The 15,867-nt window shown below is 33.2% G+C and carries 8 protein-coding genes; 7 read left to right on the top strand and 1 reads right to left on the bottom strand.

Annotated elements, in window-relative coordinates; all coding sequences use genetic code 11:
- The first annotated feature begins 29 nt into the window (after positions 1–29).
- The 7 genes from D3P13_RS15495 (at position 30) to D3P13_RS15465 (ending at position 14,370) form a co-directional block, all read left to right on the top strand.
- Positions 30–2,819, top strand: a complete 2,790-nt coding sequence (locus D3P13_RS15495; RefSeq protein WP_117883786.1) for a two-component regulator propeller domain-containing protein — start codon at positions 30–32, stop codon at positions 2,817–2,819.
- A 277-nt stretch (positions 2,820–3,096) separates the two neighbouring features.
- Positions 3,097–6,105: a SusC/RagA family TonB-linked outer membrane protein gene (locus D3P13_RS15490; protein WP_117883785.1), complete on the top strand. Its 3,009-nt coding sequence runs from the start codon at positions 3,097–3,099 to the stop codon at positions 6,103–6,105.
- A gap of 4 nt (positions 6,106–6,109) precedes the next feature.
- Complete coding sequence (locus D3P13_RS15485; RefSeq protein WP_117883784.1) at positions 6,110–7,573, top strand: RagB/SusD family nutrient uptake outer membrane protein; 1,464 nt, start codon at positions 6,110–6,112, stop codon at positions 7,571–7,573.
- 11 nt (positions 7,574–7,584) lie between these two features.
- Positions 7,585–9,651 carry a hypothetical protein gene (locus D3P13_RS15480; protein WP_117883783.1) on the top strand — a complete coding sequence of 689 codons (2,067 nt, stop codon included), beginning with the start codon at positions 7,585–7,587 and terminating at the stop codon, positions 9,649–9,651.
- 12 nt (positions 9,652–9,663) lie between these two features.
- Entirely contained in the window at positions 9,664–11,259 is a 1,596-nt protein-coding gene (locus D3P13_RS15475; protein WP_117883782.1) for a glycoside hydrolase family 16 protein, read from the top strand.
- A gap of 61 nt (positions 11,260–11,320) precedes the next feature.
- A complete protein-coding gene (gene bglX / locus D3P13_RS15470; protein WP_117883781.1) occupies positions 11,321–13,600 on the top strand; it encodes a beta-glucosidase BglX in 2,280 nt (759 codons plus the stop codon).
- A 2-nt stretch (positions 13,601–13,602) separates the two neighbouring features.
- Positions 13,603–14,370 carry a glycoside hydrolase family 16 protein gene (locus D3P13_RS15465; protein ID WP_117883780.1) on the top strand — a complete coding sequence of 256 codons (768 nt, stop codon included), beginning with the start codon at positions 13,603–13,605 and terminating at the stop codon, positions 14,368–14,370.
- Positions 14,371–14,558: 188 nt separating this feature from the next.
- Here the strand turns inward: D3P13_RS15465 and D3P13_RS15460 are convergent, their stop codons facing one another.
- Complete coding sequence (locus D3P13_RS15460; RefSeq protein WP_198680047.1) at positions 14,559–15,854, bottom strand: alpha-L-fucosidase; 1,296 nt, start codon at positions 15,852–15,854, stop codon at positions 14,559–14,561.
- Between the last annotated feature and the right edge of the window lie 13 nt (positions 15,855–15,867).

The following is a 15,867-nucleotide window of genomic DNA, read 5'->3' as shown; positions in this document are numbered from 1 at the left end:
AACAAGGTTAATATTTAATATTCGATTCTATGATTAGACCGATAGTAATTATACTCTTTTTATTTTTTACCCAAGAGCTTTTCTCACAAGAAATATCGCCTCTAAAATCTTTTTTGCCCAATAATTATTTAGCAGATAATCAAAACTGGTCTATTTCTCAAGATGAATCAGGGATAATTTATATTGCAAATAGTGCTGGTTTATTGGTATATAATGGTGCCTCATGGAAGTTATATAATACTCCCAATGCTTCGGCTATGCGTTCAGTAAAAGTAATAGATAACCGAATATATGTAGGTTCTTATATGGAGTTTGGTTATTATGAAAAAAATGAATTTGGAGAACTTGAATTTACAAAACTAAGTGATGCAATTCAAAATGATATTTTGGAAGATGAGGTGTTTTGGCAGATTGAGCATTATAAAGATTGGATATTGTTTAGAACAAAAAAGCGAATTTATTTTTACAATCTAAAAAGCAAAAAGTATAAATTTCATACAGTTAATACAACACTAAACAGCTTATCTGTTTTTGATAATCAAGTCTATTTTCATGTATCCAAAGAAGGTGTTTATACATTACAAGAAGGCGTAGAAAAATTAGTTATTGTTGATACATTGGTTAAGAATAATACGGTAATTAATCTATTCAATTATTCAAATGCGTTAATATTGGTAACCAATAATGGTATTTTTAGAATGGTTAAAAATGCTATTGAACCGATTAATATAACGCTGAATACTGTTTTTAAAAACACAACAATCTACACTGCCATTCAATTAAATGATGGTAGTATAGCTCTTGGAACTGTTTCTAATGGTTTAATGATTGTAGACTCTGAAGGCAACATTAAAGATCATATAAAACAAGAAAATGGATTAACCAATAACACAGTACTTTCGCTTTTTCAGGACAAAAACAATACGGTTTGGTTAGGTACAGATTACGGAATTAATTATGTAAACATTGATGCTTCCTTAAAAATTTTTTATGACCGTAAAGGTCAAATTGGTACCGTATATGATGCTATTAAACATAACGAATACATTTATTTAGGAAGTAATCAGGGGTTGTTCTATAAACGCTATAAAAGTGCAGATGAATTCAAAATTATACCTAATACATCTGGGCAAGTTTGGACATTGTTTGAATATGATGGTATCCTGTTTTGTGGTCACAATTCAGGAACTTTTATAATAAAAGAAAAGAAAGCAATAAAAATTGCAGATATACTTGGAAGTTGGCTTTTTAGAGAGGTGCCAAATCATCCAGAATTATTATTTCAGGGCAATTACGATGGAATTCATGTCCTAAAACGAGTTGATGATAATTGGGTATTTCAACATAAAATTAAAGGGTTTGATTTTTCGAGCCAATTCTTCGAATTTTCAAATGATAAGATTATATTGAATCATGAATATAAGGGGGTGTTTGAACTTAAGTTCAACTCAGATTTTACTGAGTTCACCAACGTTAAAAAGATAGAACATTTTCTGTCCTATCAAAGTTCAGGTCTAAACAAATATAAAGGTCAAATTTATTACGCGAGTAAAGAAGGGTTTTTCAAGTACAACACTGAGACCTTGAAATTTAATAGAAATGATTCTGTTTCAAATTATATTGGTGATGATTTCGTTTCTGGCAGAATGAGTATTACAGACGATGGTATTTGGATGTTCGGTAAAGATGAATTGATAAACTTAAAACAAGGTCAACTCAGTAATCATTTGGAGTTAAGAAAAGTGCCATTTCCAACTACGCTTTTCTCATCAATGAAAGGGTTTCAAAAATTAACTAAAATTGAAGATAATAACTATTTAATAGGATCATCCAATGGCTTTACCCTAATGGATGTTAATCATGAAAACCGTAAGGAATTTAAAATCGAAATCAACGGCATCATTAATTATAGTAGGCAAAATAACTTTTTAAAAAAGCTTTCCATTTCCGACAATCAAGAGTTTAAATATAATTCTAATGGTTTTGAGATTAGTTATGCTGCAATCTATTATAATGCTATGTCTCCAGTTCTTTATCAAACCCGCTTGCTGGGTCAGGGAACTCATTGGTCAGATTGGTCAACGAATTATAAAACCACCTATCAAAATTTACCTAACGGAAATTACACTTTTGAAGTAAGAGCTAAAGTTGGCGAAATCCAATCAAATAATGTCGCCCAATTCATGTTTACAATCAATAAGCCGTGGTATCAATCAGTACTAGCCTATATTACATATTTAACTTTATTATTGCTTATCGGATATGTTGTCCATATTAATTATAAAAAATATTATAAAAAGCAAAGACAGCATTTATTAGAACGTAATAAACGTGTTTTGGCATTAAAAGAATTAAAAGCCAAAGAACAATTTATGAATATTGAAAAAGAGCAATTGCAAAAAGATATTGACCATAAAAATAGAGAGCTAGCAATTTCAACAATGAGTATTATAAAAAAGAATGAAATATTAAATAGCATAAAAAAGGAGTTAATCATTGATAACTCTGATAATACTAACAAAAAAGTGATAAAAATTATTGATAGTAATATTAATAACAATAAAGATTGGGAGTTCTTAGAAAAGGCTTTTAATAACGCCGATAAAGATTTCCTAAAGAAGATTAAAAATATCCATCCCAATTTAACACCAAATGACCTTAGGTTTTGTGCCTATTTAAGACTTAATTTATCATCAAAAGAAATAGCTCCATTACTTAATATTTCAGTAAGAAGTGTTGAGATAAAAAGATATCGATTACGTAAAAAAATGAATCTTCCACATGAAAAAGGTCTTATAAACTACATTTTAGAGATTTAAAAGCTACAACATTTAATAAATTCACCTCAACATTACCTCAACATTCAGCTGTATTTATGATTTTAAGACCATTTTTGTAAATTTTTATTTACATCTAATGGTCACCCCTCAAATACATCCTACATCACCAATCAACACTATAAAGTGTCTTAAATTACCCCCATTCTTTGCTATATTGATATGCATCCATCTATAATACCGTATATTTTTTGTTGAGGTGCTTTTTCTACATTGTATTATGTTATGACGTAATTTTAAAATATCAAATAATATATATATGAAATCAAATTTATCATTAATCATTTTTATATGTTTCTCTGTCGCCGTCTTTGGACAGGATTTGGAAATAAAAGGATCAGTATTTGAGGCATCTACCAATTCACCGTTACCTGGTGTAAATGTAATTGTAAAGAATACTAACACCGGAGTTACAACCGATTTCGATGGAAATTTTACTATTACTAACAGAAAGGTTGGTGAAATCTTAGTTTTCTCATTTATTGGATTTGTCGAACAAGAAGTAACTATAACTGGAACCAACTTTTTAACAATTCATCTTCAAGAAGATGCACAGTCATTAGATGAGGTTGTCGTGGTGGGTTATGGAACACAGCGTAAAAAAGAAGTTACAGGGGCGGTTTCGGTCGTTAGTGCTGCAACTATAGAGAATTTAAAACCTACACGAGTAGAACAAGCGTTACAAGGTCAAGTGCCTGGTGTTAATATTACAACACAATCTGGTTCCCCTGGTAGTGGTGCTAATATTAGTATTAGGGGTATTTCTACCAATGGAGATAGCAGACCTCTTATATTAGTTGATGGAAACGTAATTGAAGACCTCAGTACTATAAACCCTGGAGATATACAGAGCATCAATGTATTAAAGGATGCTACAGCAGGTATATATGGGGTTAGAGCTGCAAATGGTGTTATTTTGATAACCACAAAAACTGGTAGAAGGAGTATGTCACCAAAATTGGAATTCTCTTCTTATCTAGGTTTTCAAGAAACGACTAGAAAGATCCCTGTTTTAAATGCTACTGAATATGCAATAATTAATAACGAAGCTTTTGCTGCTGGTGGAATGACACCTAGGTTTACAGATATTTCAACGTTAGGATCAGGTACTAATTGGCAGGATGAAGTTTTTGAAACTGCTCCAATTTCTAATTACAGTATAAGTTTAAATGGAGGTGGTGAAAATTCATCTTATAGTTATGGAGCCAATTATTTAACTCAGGATGGTATTGTAGGAGGCGATAAGTCAAACTTCAATCGTTTTTCTACCCGTTTTAATTATAATTTAGATTTTTTAAAGAATTTTAAATTTAATTTTTCTACCATTTACACAGATGCTAATAAAAATAAATTGTCTGAAAATGCATTAGGTTCAATTTTATTTAATGCCTTAAACATGGACCCCACGTTAACTGTATATGATGCGAATGGTGAATATACTTTAGCAGAAGGTCTTGGAAACGAAGTTATAAACCCTCTTGCACAAATTGAAAACACATACGATAGAGACGAAACTGATAAAATCAGTTTTGTCGCTGGGCTAAATTATAATTTCTTTAAAAATTTCACTGTAGAAACCCGTTATCAATTCAATCACGCTTTAGTAAATACTGAAATTTTTTCTCCTGAGGCATTTTATGGTTCTGGTAAAGTATTTAATAAAGATAGAAGTGAATTCCAAAAGATAAGAAATACGTTTACTGACTATACTTGGGATAGCTTCATTACTTATGAAAACACAATCGCTGAAAACCATAACGTAAAGGCATTGTTGGGCATGTCTGTTTTTAAAACCACAGGAACTTTCTCTAATTTTAAAGGTTTTGATATCCCTGATAATTCTTTCGAAAACGCTAGCCTTGAAAATGTCACAGATAAAGAAGATCTTTTATTTGAAAAGCCCAAAAAGTTTGATCAGAGGTTATTGTCCTATTTTACAAGAGTTCAGTACGACTATAAAGGTCGAATCTTATTTTCTGGTGTTCTAAGACGTGATGGTTCAACGAGGTTTGCACCCAATAATAGATTTGGTTATTTTCCATCTGCATCTATAGGTGGTATACTAATTGACAATGGTAATACTGTAAATTTCTTAAAACTTAGAGCTAGTTACGGTATAATCGGTAACGATAGAATTGGCGACTTTAGATATGTTTCATTATTAGATGGAGAAGGAGTTTATGTGTTTAATGAAACAAGAGCATTCGGGGCTGCCGCCAGTGCATTATCAAACCCTGAAATTAAATGGGAAAAACAAAAAACATTAGATATTGGTGTTGATGCCAAATTTGCAAACAATAAAATTGATATTACGTTAGATTATTTTAAAAGAGAAACAGAAGATTTACTATTAGTACCCTCTGTTTCTGGAATATTAGGAGTTTATGCTCCTGGTGCTTCTGCTCCAACAATTAATGCTGGAACAGTAGAAAATAAGGGAATTGAATTTTCTATAGCCTATAAAGATAAGCTTTCAGAAAACTTTGATTTTAACATAAGCTACAACTTTACAACACTTAAAAATGAAGTTTTAGCCGTTAGTAGTAACACAGACTTTTTAACTGGCGGACAATTTGGCGTAGGTCAAGAGCCCCCTTCAAGAATGGAAGTTGGTTTTCCTATAGGTTATTTTTATGGACTTCAAACCAATGGTGTTTTTCAAAATCAAGCAGAGGTTGATGCACATGCCACTCAAGCAAATGCATCTCCGGGCGATTTAAAATATCTAGATATAAATGGTGATGGAGCTATAGATTCAGATGACAGAACGAATTTAGGAGATCCGATACCAGATGTTACTATGGGATTAAATATTGGGTTCAATTACAAGAATTTTGACTTTGGTGCGTACGCATACGCTTCGGTGGGTAATGATATTGTTCGTAATTATGAAAGACAGCAGAACCAAACCAACAGAGGAATCCAATTTTTAAATAGATGGACTGGTGAGGGTAGTACGAATACTTTTCATAGGGTAACAAATGGTGCAAACTCTAATAGTCTATTCTCAGATTTTTATGTAGAAGATGGCTCATATATTAGAATTCAAAATGTACAATTGGGTTATACCTTCGGAGAGAAATTTAAAGAAGCCACTGGCATAGACAACGTTAGAATTTATGCTTCAGTAAATAACTTATACACATTTACAGAGTATCGTGGTTTTGACCCTTCTTCATCATCAGGAGACCCAATTGGAGGTGGTATTGACTTTGGATTTTATCCTGTTCCTAGAACTTATTTGTTTGGTATAAATATTAAATTTTAAGATTATGAAAATCAAAAAAGAAATAATAAACTATATAAGCATTATTGTATTGATGCTTGTGTCACTTTCGTGTAGTGATAGTTTTGTTGATGTTAAACCAGAAAGTGAAAATTCTGAGAACTTTTTTAATTCAAGTGAAGATTATGAGCGTGCATTACTTGCCGCTTATGACCCCTTGCAATCAACATATCTAAATGTAATGTTAGGAGAAATAGCTTCTGATAATACACTTGCGGGTGGTGAAAGTGCAACTGATGTACCAGGTATTCAAGAAATAGATGATATGATCCATACACCAGTGAATGCCCAACTTAGAGATATTTGGGGTTGGATGTACGGAGGAGTCAATAGAGCAAATTTTATAATGGAATTTCAAGATAATCTTGATTTTTCCGGTAAAACTGAAGTTCTAGCACAAACTCGATTTTTAAGAGCCTATTATTATTTTGAATTGGTAAAATGGTTTGGTGATGTGCCCTTAGCAGTTGATAAAAGAATATTATTTGGAGAAGAAACGAGTCTTGATAGAACACCAAAAGCTCAAGTTTATATCCAGATAGAATCAGATTTACAATTTGCAGCTGATAATTTACCTGTTACACAAACACAGGCTGGTAGAGTTACTAAAGGAGCTGCTCAAGCCCTTTTGGGTAAAGTATATTTGTTTCAAGATAAATTTTCTGAAGCTGCTACAATTTTAGAACAAGTAATTGCTGGACCATATGATTTAGTTGGTGATTATAGTACGCTATTCGAAAATGATAACGAAAATAATATTGAATCCGTTTTCGAAATTCAATACACAGATGAAGAAGGTGCTGGGTTTGGCTGTTTACAGTGTAGTGAAGGTAATGTAGCTGTTGGCTTCAACGGGATACGTAATTATGATGGTCCTATATTTGAGTCGGGCTTTAGCTTTAACGTTCCTACGCAAGAAGTTTTTGACGAATTTGAAGATGGTGATGGAAGATTAGAAACGGCCATTTTAGATATAAATGCTTGGTCAGATTCCAATGGAGCAACTTTTGTTACTGGGTTTGAACATACAGGATATTATAATAGAAAATATATTTCTCGTCAAGGTGATGCCAATACTGGAGATCAAAATCTGACCAACCCAAATAATTATAGAGCAATTCGTTTTGCTGACGTGCTCCTTATGTCGGCCGAAGCCTATGCTCGCGGTGGATTAGGAGATGGTACGGCTAGAGAATATTTAAATAGAGTGAGAACACGTGCAGGTTTAGCTGATGTAACCATTAGCGGAACCAATTTAATAGATGCTATTTATCATGAACGTAGAGTGGAATTGGTTGGTGAAGGACATCACTTCTTTGACTTGGTTAGAACGGGCAGAGCTTTACAAGAAATTGATGGATTTGTTGCTGGTAAGCATGAAATTTTTCCAATACCATCTATAGAAATTGAATTGGCCGGTAATATCTGGTCTCAAAACCCAGGATATTAATACTAGAACTTATGCAAAAAATAAAATATACAATCGGTTTATTAATTTTCTTTGTTTCTTTTACGGGATGTGAAGAAGAAGATAACTTCAACTATTTAGACGAAGTAACTGCTCCAACTAATGTTTCAGCAGTATATGATATTACCCAAGATAATACGGGCACAGTAACTATTACACCTAATGGTGATGGGGCCACTACATATAATATCTATTTAGGAGACAGTACAACTCAACCTATACTTGTTAAACAAGGAAGTAGTACAACCCACATTTACCCCGAAGGTTCTTTTACTATAAAAATAGAAGCTATAGGTATTACTGGTTTAAAAACGGAAGCTTCTCAAGATTTAGTTGTTTCATTTAAAGCTCCTGAAAATCTAGAAGTACTCATTGAAAATGATCCAGCTATTTCTAAACAGTTAAATGTTACAGCCACAGCAGATTTCGCTACTATGTTTGATGTTTATTTTGGTGAAGAAGGTAATGACGATCCCGTGACAGCTAATATTGGTGAAATGGCTTCTTTCGTTTATCAAGAGCCAGGTACTTATACAATTAAAGTTGTTGCAAAGGGTGCTGCTATCGAAACTACTGAGATTACACAAGAATTTGTAGTTACTGCGATTTTACAACCATTAGTTGCGGCACCTACCCCAACTAAATCACCAGAAGATGTTATTTCTATATATAGTGATGCTTATGATAATCCAGATCCTATTAATTATTATCCAGATTGGGGACAATCAACATCATTTACTCAAATTAATGTTGATGGTGATAATATGATTCAATATGGTGGATTAACCTATCAAGGTATTGATTTTTCTTCAGTTCCTTTGGACGCTTCTGCTATGGAGTACCTTCACATAGATGTTTGGACTGCCGATAGTGATTTTATCGCAAAATTATCTCCAATCAGTACTGGACCAAATGAAACAGCTTATGATCTGAACTTGATTGCAGATCAATGGACTTCATTTGATATTCCATTATCATTCTTTACAGATCAGAATCCCCTTGTAGATTTAAGTGAAATTATTCAATTTAAATTTGATGGTATACCCTCTGGAGGTGGTACAATTTTTGTAGACAACCTTTACTTTTATAAACAACCAGTTGTAGCAACTGCACCAGATGTGGTAGCTCCAGATCCAACCTATAATGCCAGTGATGTTACCTCTATCTTTAGCGATTCTTACACTAGCATTGGTATTAGTGAATTAAACCCCGATTGGGGCCAAACTACGACCATAGCCACTGTTAATGTGGGTGGAAATGATATTTGGTTATATGAATCTTTGAATTATACAGGTATCGTTACTGACTATGGAAATCCAACCAATCTATCAGGCCGTGATTTTGTTCATTTTGATTATTTTACACCAGATGCTGAAAAATTAGGATTGAAATTAGTAAATACTGTCGCTGGTACCGAAGATATAGAATTTGTTGAAACTATTGTAAAAGGTACTTGGGTAAGTGTAACCATTCCTCTTGAAAATTATGCATTTGACAGATCAGCCGTAACACAACTTCTATTTGATACTGACGGAGGAAGTGCAAAAGTATATATTGATAATTTGTATTTTTATTCTGAACCAGATAGTACACAACCAACCGTAGAAGCTTCAACACCCAACATTGGTTCTAGTGATGTTATTTCTGTATTCAGTGATTCATATACGAGTGTTGGTATAAGTGAGTTAAACCCAGATTGGGGTCAATCAACGACACTAACAGATGTTAATATCGGTGGAAATATTATTTGGAAATATGAATCATTGAATTACACAGGTATTGTGACAGATTATGGTAATCCAACAGATTTATCTTCAATGTCTTATGTACATTTTGATTATTTCACTCCAGACGCTACTACACTTGGATTAAAATTAGTAAATACGGTAATTAGTGCAGAAGATATAAAATTTGTTACTGTTAAAACAGGAACTTGGGTAAGCGTAACTATTCCTCTTGAAAATTTTGCAGTTGATAGATCTGCAATTACACAATTGCTTTTTGATACTAGTGGTGCAAGTGCAACTGTATTTATTGATAACTTATATTTTCATAATTAAAAAAATAAAAAAATGAAGACATTTAAATATTTTATAACAGGTCTTTTAGGCTTATTATTAGTAACTAGTTGTCAAGATGACACCGCTGATGTAGGTGATATTACTGCTCCTTCAAATGTTGTGATAACCACAGAGGTTGTTGGTATAGATGCCAATAATCCAAACGGAGATGGTAGCGGAACAGTTAATTTCAAAGTGAATGCTGACAATGCTTTAGCTTACCATTTTGTCTATAATGGAGAAACAACTCTCGCTCCACAAGGAGAAATGACTTATGATTTTGCCATTACAGGTCTACAAACGTATACCGTAACCGTAATTGCATATGGAACTGGTGGAAATTCAACGAGTAAAACGGTACAATTAGAAGTACTTGCTTTATACGAAGCTCCAGCTGATTTATTAGATATGTTGGTTGGTAATACTTCCAAAACTTGGAGAATAAAATCTGAAAGTGCACATTTTGGTTTGGGACCTGTTGGAGGTGGTGTATTTGCTGAATGGTTTTCGGCAGGAGCTGAAACTAAAGCTGGCACTGGTATGTATGACGATAGGTATGTTTTTAATGCAGATGGAACTTTTACACACATTACTAACGGGACTGTTTTTGGACGAGAAAATCTTATAAATGAAATAGGAGGACCTGGAGATGGAACTGCTGATGGTGCTGATATCTTGAATTACTCCTATGGTGATTATACAGAAGGATGGTCATTAAATGCACCAGGAGGTATAGAAACACTCAGCTTAACCGGTCTAGGTTTTATGGGCTATTACACCGGAGGAAATCATAAATACGAAATATTTGCTCGATCAGCTAGTGAAATGACTTTAAGAACTACTGATGGTAATGGAGAATTTGATTGGTGGTTTGTTTTAACATCTGATGATGGGTCAGAACCAACAGCATTTGTGTCTGAATTTAATAATTTATCATGGTCAGATGAATTTGATACAGATGGATCTCCTGATTCTGCTAAATGGGGGTATGATATTGGTGCTGGTGGCTGGGGTAATAATGAAGTACAAACCTATACCAACGAATCTGCAAATGCAATTGTTGAGGGTGGTTTTCTTAAAATTAACGCCATAAAAGATGGAGTTATGTATACCTCTGCAAGATTAAAATCACAAGGTCTGTATGATTTCACTTATGGTCGCGTAGATGTAAGAGCTAAATTACCTGCTTCTGCCGGTACTTGGCCTGCTATTTGGATGTTGGGTGCAAATTTTGAAACCATAGGTTGGCCCGCAAGTGGAGAAATTGACATAATGGAGCAAACAGGTGGGGATAAAAATTCCATACTTGGCACATTTCACTGGTTAGATTCTGGAACAAATACCAATGCCTCTTATGGTGAAACTGCTACTGAAAATACTTCTACCACAGATTTTCATATCTATTCATTGGAATGGACTACCGATAAAGTGATTGTTTTAATTGACAATGTTCCTTATACTACATTAGCCAATAATGCCGATTTACCGTTCAATGCAGACTTCTTTTTAATTCTCAATATTGCTATGGGTGGTACTTTAGGTGGTGATATAGATGCTGCGTTTACACAAGATACAATGGAAATAGATTATGTTAGAGTTTATCAATAAATATTTAAGTTAGTTATAAAGGTCGTATGAAAGAAACATTCGGCCTTTTTTAAATTTTATTATGAAAAAAACAATTATCACACTCGCATTTTGTGTTGTACTATTTAGTTGCAACGAAAACAAAACGGAATTTAGCTCGAATGAAAATCTAATCGATCAAAAGATTGATTCATTATTGAAGATAATGACCTTAGAAGAAAAAGTAGGTCAAATGAATCAATATAATGGATTTTGGGACGTAACTGGTCCAAAACCTGATGGCGGTGACGCGGCAAAAAAATATGAACACCTTAAAAAAGGCTGGGTAGGTTCTATGTTAAATGTAACCGGTGTAAAAAATGTTAGAGCTGTTCAGAAAATTGCCGTTGAAGAATCTAGGTTAGGCATTCCTTTAATAATTGGGTTTGACGTTATTCACGGTTATAAAACATTAAGCCCTATTCCACTAGCTGAAGCAGCTAGTTGGGATTTAGAGGCTATACAAAAATCAGCGGAAATGGCTGCTGAAGAAGCTTCTGCAGCAGGTATAAATTGGACCTTTGCACCAATGATTGATATTTCTAGAGATGCACGCTGGGGGCGTGTGATGGAAGGTGCAGGTGAAGATCCTTTCTTAGGAAGTAAAATTGCTGAAGCTAGAGTAAATGGCTTTCAAGGAAAAGATTTAAACGCACATAATACCATTGCTGCCTGTGCAAAGCACTTTGCTGGCTATGGATTTTCTGAATCTGGTAGAGACTATAATACGGTTGACGTTGGCACATCAACACTATTTAACACTATTTTTCCACCCTTTAAAGCTGCATCTGAAGCGGGTGTTAGCACATTTATGAATTCATTTAATGAATTAAATGGAATTCCAGCAACAGGTAACACCTATTTACAACGCGATATTTTAAAAGAACAATGGAAATTTGATGGTTTTGTAGTTTCAGATTGGGGTTCAATTATAGAAATGAAAGCTCATGGATTTGCTAAAGATAAAAAGCATGCTACTGAATTGGCCGCTAATGCGGGTTCTGATATGGACATGGAATCTTATGCATATGTTGAAGAGTTAGCTAATTTAGTAAAAGAAGGTAAAGTTAAAGAAGAATTTATTGATGATTCAGTCAGGCGAATCTTAAAAGTGAAATATGAATTAGGATTATTTGATGATCCCTATAAATATTGTGATGAAGCAAGAGAGAAGGATGTTTTAGGAAGTGAGAAAATGCATAATGCTTCATTAGATATGGCTAAGAAATCAATTGTACTATTGAAAAATGAAGGTAACCTCCTTCCTTTGAGTAAAAAAGGGCAAAAAATAGCTCTTATTGGACCATTAGCTGCAGATAAAACGAGTCCACTTGGTAGTTGGCGTTTGGCTGCAGATGATAATACAGCCGTATCCGTATTGGAAGGTCTCGAAAAATATGATGGAAACAACTTAACCTATGCCAAAGGAACTGATTTGACTCTAGAACAGCCTGAATTTATAAAAGAATTAAAAATTAACACAGCCGATAAAAGTGAATTTGGTAAAGCAATTACTGTTGCCAAAAATGCAGATGTTGTAATCATGGTATTAGGAGAACACGGTTTTCAAAGTGGTGAAGCTAGAAGTAGAGCTGTATTAGATTTACCAGGACTGCAACAGGAATTACTAGAGGCTATTTTTAAGGTAAATAAAAATATTGTACTCGTATTAAATAATGGTAGACCGTTAACAATTAACTGGGCTGATAAAAACATTCCGGCCATAGTTGAAGCATGGCATTTAGGAACCCAATCTGGTAATGCTATCGCACAAGTTCTTTATGGTGATTATAATCCAAGTGGAAAACTACCCATGAGTTTTCCTAGAAGTGTAGGGCAAATACCAATTTATTATAATTATAAGAATACCGGAAGACCTGTGTTAACTGATCCAGGAATAGTGTTTTGGTCACATTATTCAGACGTAGAAAACACACCATTATATCCGTTTGGTCACGGTTTAAGTTATACTTCATTTGTATATGAAAATCTTAATATAACAGATACTTTTAAGACCAACGGAACTATTTCAGTTTCGGTTAAACTAACAAATACAGGAAAGACAAAAGGTAAAGAAGTAGTTCAACTATATATTCAGGATAAATTTGCTAGTATAACTAGACCTGTTAAAGAATTAAAAGGGTTTCAAATGGTTGAATTAAATCCTAACGAAACCAAAGAACTCAAATTTTCATTAACTAAAAAAGAGTTAGGTTTTTATAACAATACTGGTGATTTTATAATAGAGTCAGGTGATTTTAATGTTTATATAGGCGGAAGTTCAAATACTGTAATTGATGCTCAGTTTAATTTAAACAACTAAGGATGCATAAATTGAACATTCAAATATTGCTGCTTATTGTTGTTATCTGTTTCTTTTCTTGTTCACAAAAAAAGGAACTTATTTGGGAAGAAAATTTTGAAGGAATTTCACTTAATGAAGAATTTTGGAATTTTGAATTAGGAAATAGTTGTCCACAATTATGTGGCTGGGGAAACAATGAATTACAATTATATACCGAAAACAATCACCTTATAAAAGATGGTTACTTAATTATAACAGCAAAAAAAGAAGATTCAATTTACACTTCAACAAGGATAACAACTAAGGAAAAAGTTGAAATTCAATATGGTAAAATTGAAATAAGAGCTAAACTTCCAGTCGGTAAAGGACTCTGGCCAGCATTTTGGATGTTAGGTTCAAATATTGACAAAGCCAAATGGCCATTATGTGGTGAGATTGATATCTTAGAATATGTAGGTAAAGAGCCAAGTAAAATTTTCAACACACTACACACTAAAAACAGTCATGGAAATACAATAAATACTAAAAAAACGCATATTGAAGGAATTGAAAAAGGTTTTCATGTTTACGCAATTGAATGGACTAAAGACTATATTAATTTTTTTGTGGATAATCAGTTGCACTATAGCTTCTCTCCAGAAAATAAAACGGAAGACATTTGGCCCTTTGACCAACCCTTTTATATGCTAATTAATTTAGCCATTGGTGGTGGTTTCGGTGGTCCGGAGGTAGATGACGCCATCTTCCCGCAAGAGTTTGTTATTGACTATATTAAAGTGTATAAATAAACTTGATAAACAAACAAAAGGTAGCATCACAGTTTTATTTTAAAAGGAAGACCAGTGCTCGGAAAATATGTAAAGAATAAATAATTACCACAACATAAAAAAAACCACCTTGATTAAGGTGGTTTTTTTATCTTTTGAAAACTTAAGCTTACCGATTTTATACGTTTTTAAAAAATAATGGTTAGAAATTACTTTATTATAAGTTTAACAATACCATCAATGTCATCTTCAACTTTACCTTGAACATAAAGAAACGTTCCTTCTTTCAGTTGCTTAAACTTCACTTTGGTTTTACCATCAAAAGTAGTTGCTGAACGAATTTTTTCGTTTAAATCTGGAATAAAAATATACGGTTCTGAAGTTGGGTTCAGTATATGAACATATAAAGTCTTATCTTTTTTAGTTATAGTTCCCCAATCTTGTGATTTAATAACACCTCCTCTTGTACCATAAATACTTTCTCCATATTTAGAAGTCCATTCACCCATTTCCTTTAATGAATTAACAAATTCAGGTTGAATTTCGCCATTTGGCATTGGACCAACATTCAATAATAAATTACCATTTTTACCCGCTGCATTTACTAAAAAATGAATGAGTTGTTTTGTGGTTTTAAATTTTTTATCATTAATATCAAAACCCCAAGTTTTTGCCATTGTAGCACAAGATTCTAGTGGTAGTTGACTTACTTCAACACCATGACTAAATCCACCTTTGTTTTCTCCTGGCAAGTCTCTTTCAAAAGTTTGAATATCTTCTCCTGGAATTGGTTGGATATGATGATTATTGGCTATTAGTGTATTAGGACTTAATTCATGAATTAACGAATAAATTTCATCATAATGCCAATTGTCTTTTTTTCTATTCCAATGTCCATCAAACCAAATGCAACCAATTTCTCCATAATTGGTCAATAATTCTGTTAATTGGGCTTTCATAAATTTGATATAACTATCCCAATCTACATCTTCTATTTTTTTACCAAAACCGTAGTCTTCTCTACCCCAATCTAATAATGAATAATAGAAGTTTAACTGTATGCCTTCTTTTTTACATTCTTCTGCCAATTCTTTTAAGGGATCTCTACCAAACCGAGTAGCATCTATAATGTCATAATCTGTTGCTTTAGAATCAAACATACTGAAACCATCATGATGACGAGAGGTGATCGTAATGTACTTCATGCCTGCTGACTTCGCAATCTGAACCCATTCCTTTGCATTAAAATCTTGCGGGTTAAAAACTTTTGTTAATAACTCATACTTGTCTTTTTTAATTTTTTGTTGATACATTACCCATTCTCCATCTCCTAATACACTATAAACACCCCAATGGATAAACATACCGAATTTCATGTCCTGAAACTCTTTTCGAGCTTTTAAATTTTCGGCGGTGGGAACATACTCAGGCATTGGATAGGAATATTGCTGTGCACTCACAGTAAATACAACGATACTAAATAAGGTTAAAAAAATTTGTTTCATAATATATATTTTA

Origin of the sequence: Aureibaculum luteum, from assembly GCF_003449015.1 — a bacterium.
GTDB lineage: Bacteria > Bacteroidota > Bacteroidia > Flavobacteriales > Flavobacteriaceae > Aureibaculum > Aureibaculum luteum.
The sequence above is the reverse complement of the archived record's forward strand: the minus strand, read 5'-3'. Positions and strand labels throughout refer to the sequence as shown.

Bases quoted from the DNA above. Each gene is read 5' to 3' on its own strand.
- D3P13_RS15495 (WP_117883786.1), top strand. From the start codon at position 30: ATGATTAGACCGATAGTAATTATACTCTTTTTATTTTTTACCCAAGAG.
- D3P13_RS15490 (WP_117883785.1), top strand. From the start codon at position 3,097: ATGAAATCAAATTTATCATTAATCATTTTTATATGTTTCTCTGTCGCC.
- D3P13_RS15485 (WP_117883784.1), top strand. From the start codon at position 6,110: ATGAAAATCAAAAAAGAAATAATAAACTATATAAGCATTATTGTATTG.
- D3P13_RS15480 (WP_117883783.1), top strand. From the start codon at position 7,585: ATGCAAAAAATAAAATATACAATCGGTTTATTAATTTTCTTTGTTTCT.
- D3P13_RS15475 (WP_117883782.1), top strand. From the start codon at position 9,664: ATGAAGACATTTAAATATTTTATAACAGGTCTTTTAGGCTTATTATTA.
- bglX (WP_117883781.1), top strand. From the start codon at position 11,321: ATGAAAAAAACAATTATCACACTCGCATTTTGTGTTGTACTATTTAGT.
- D3P13_RS15465 (WP_117883780.1), top strand. From the start codon at position 13,603: ATGCATAAATTGAACATTCAAATATTGCTGCTTATTGTTGTTATCTGT.
- D3P13_RS15460 (WP_198680047.1), bottom strand. From the start codon at position 15,854: ATGAAACAAATTTTTTTAACCTTATTTAGTATCGTTGTATTTACTGTG.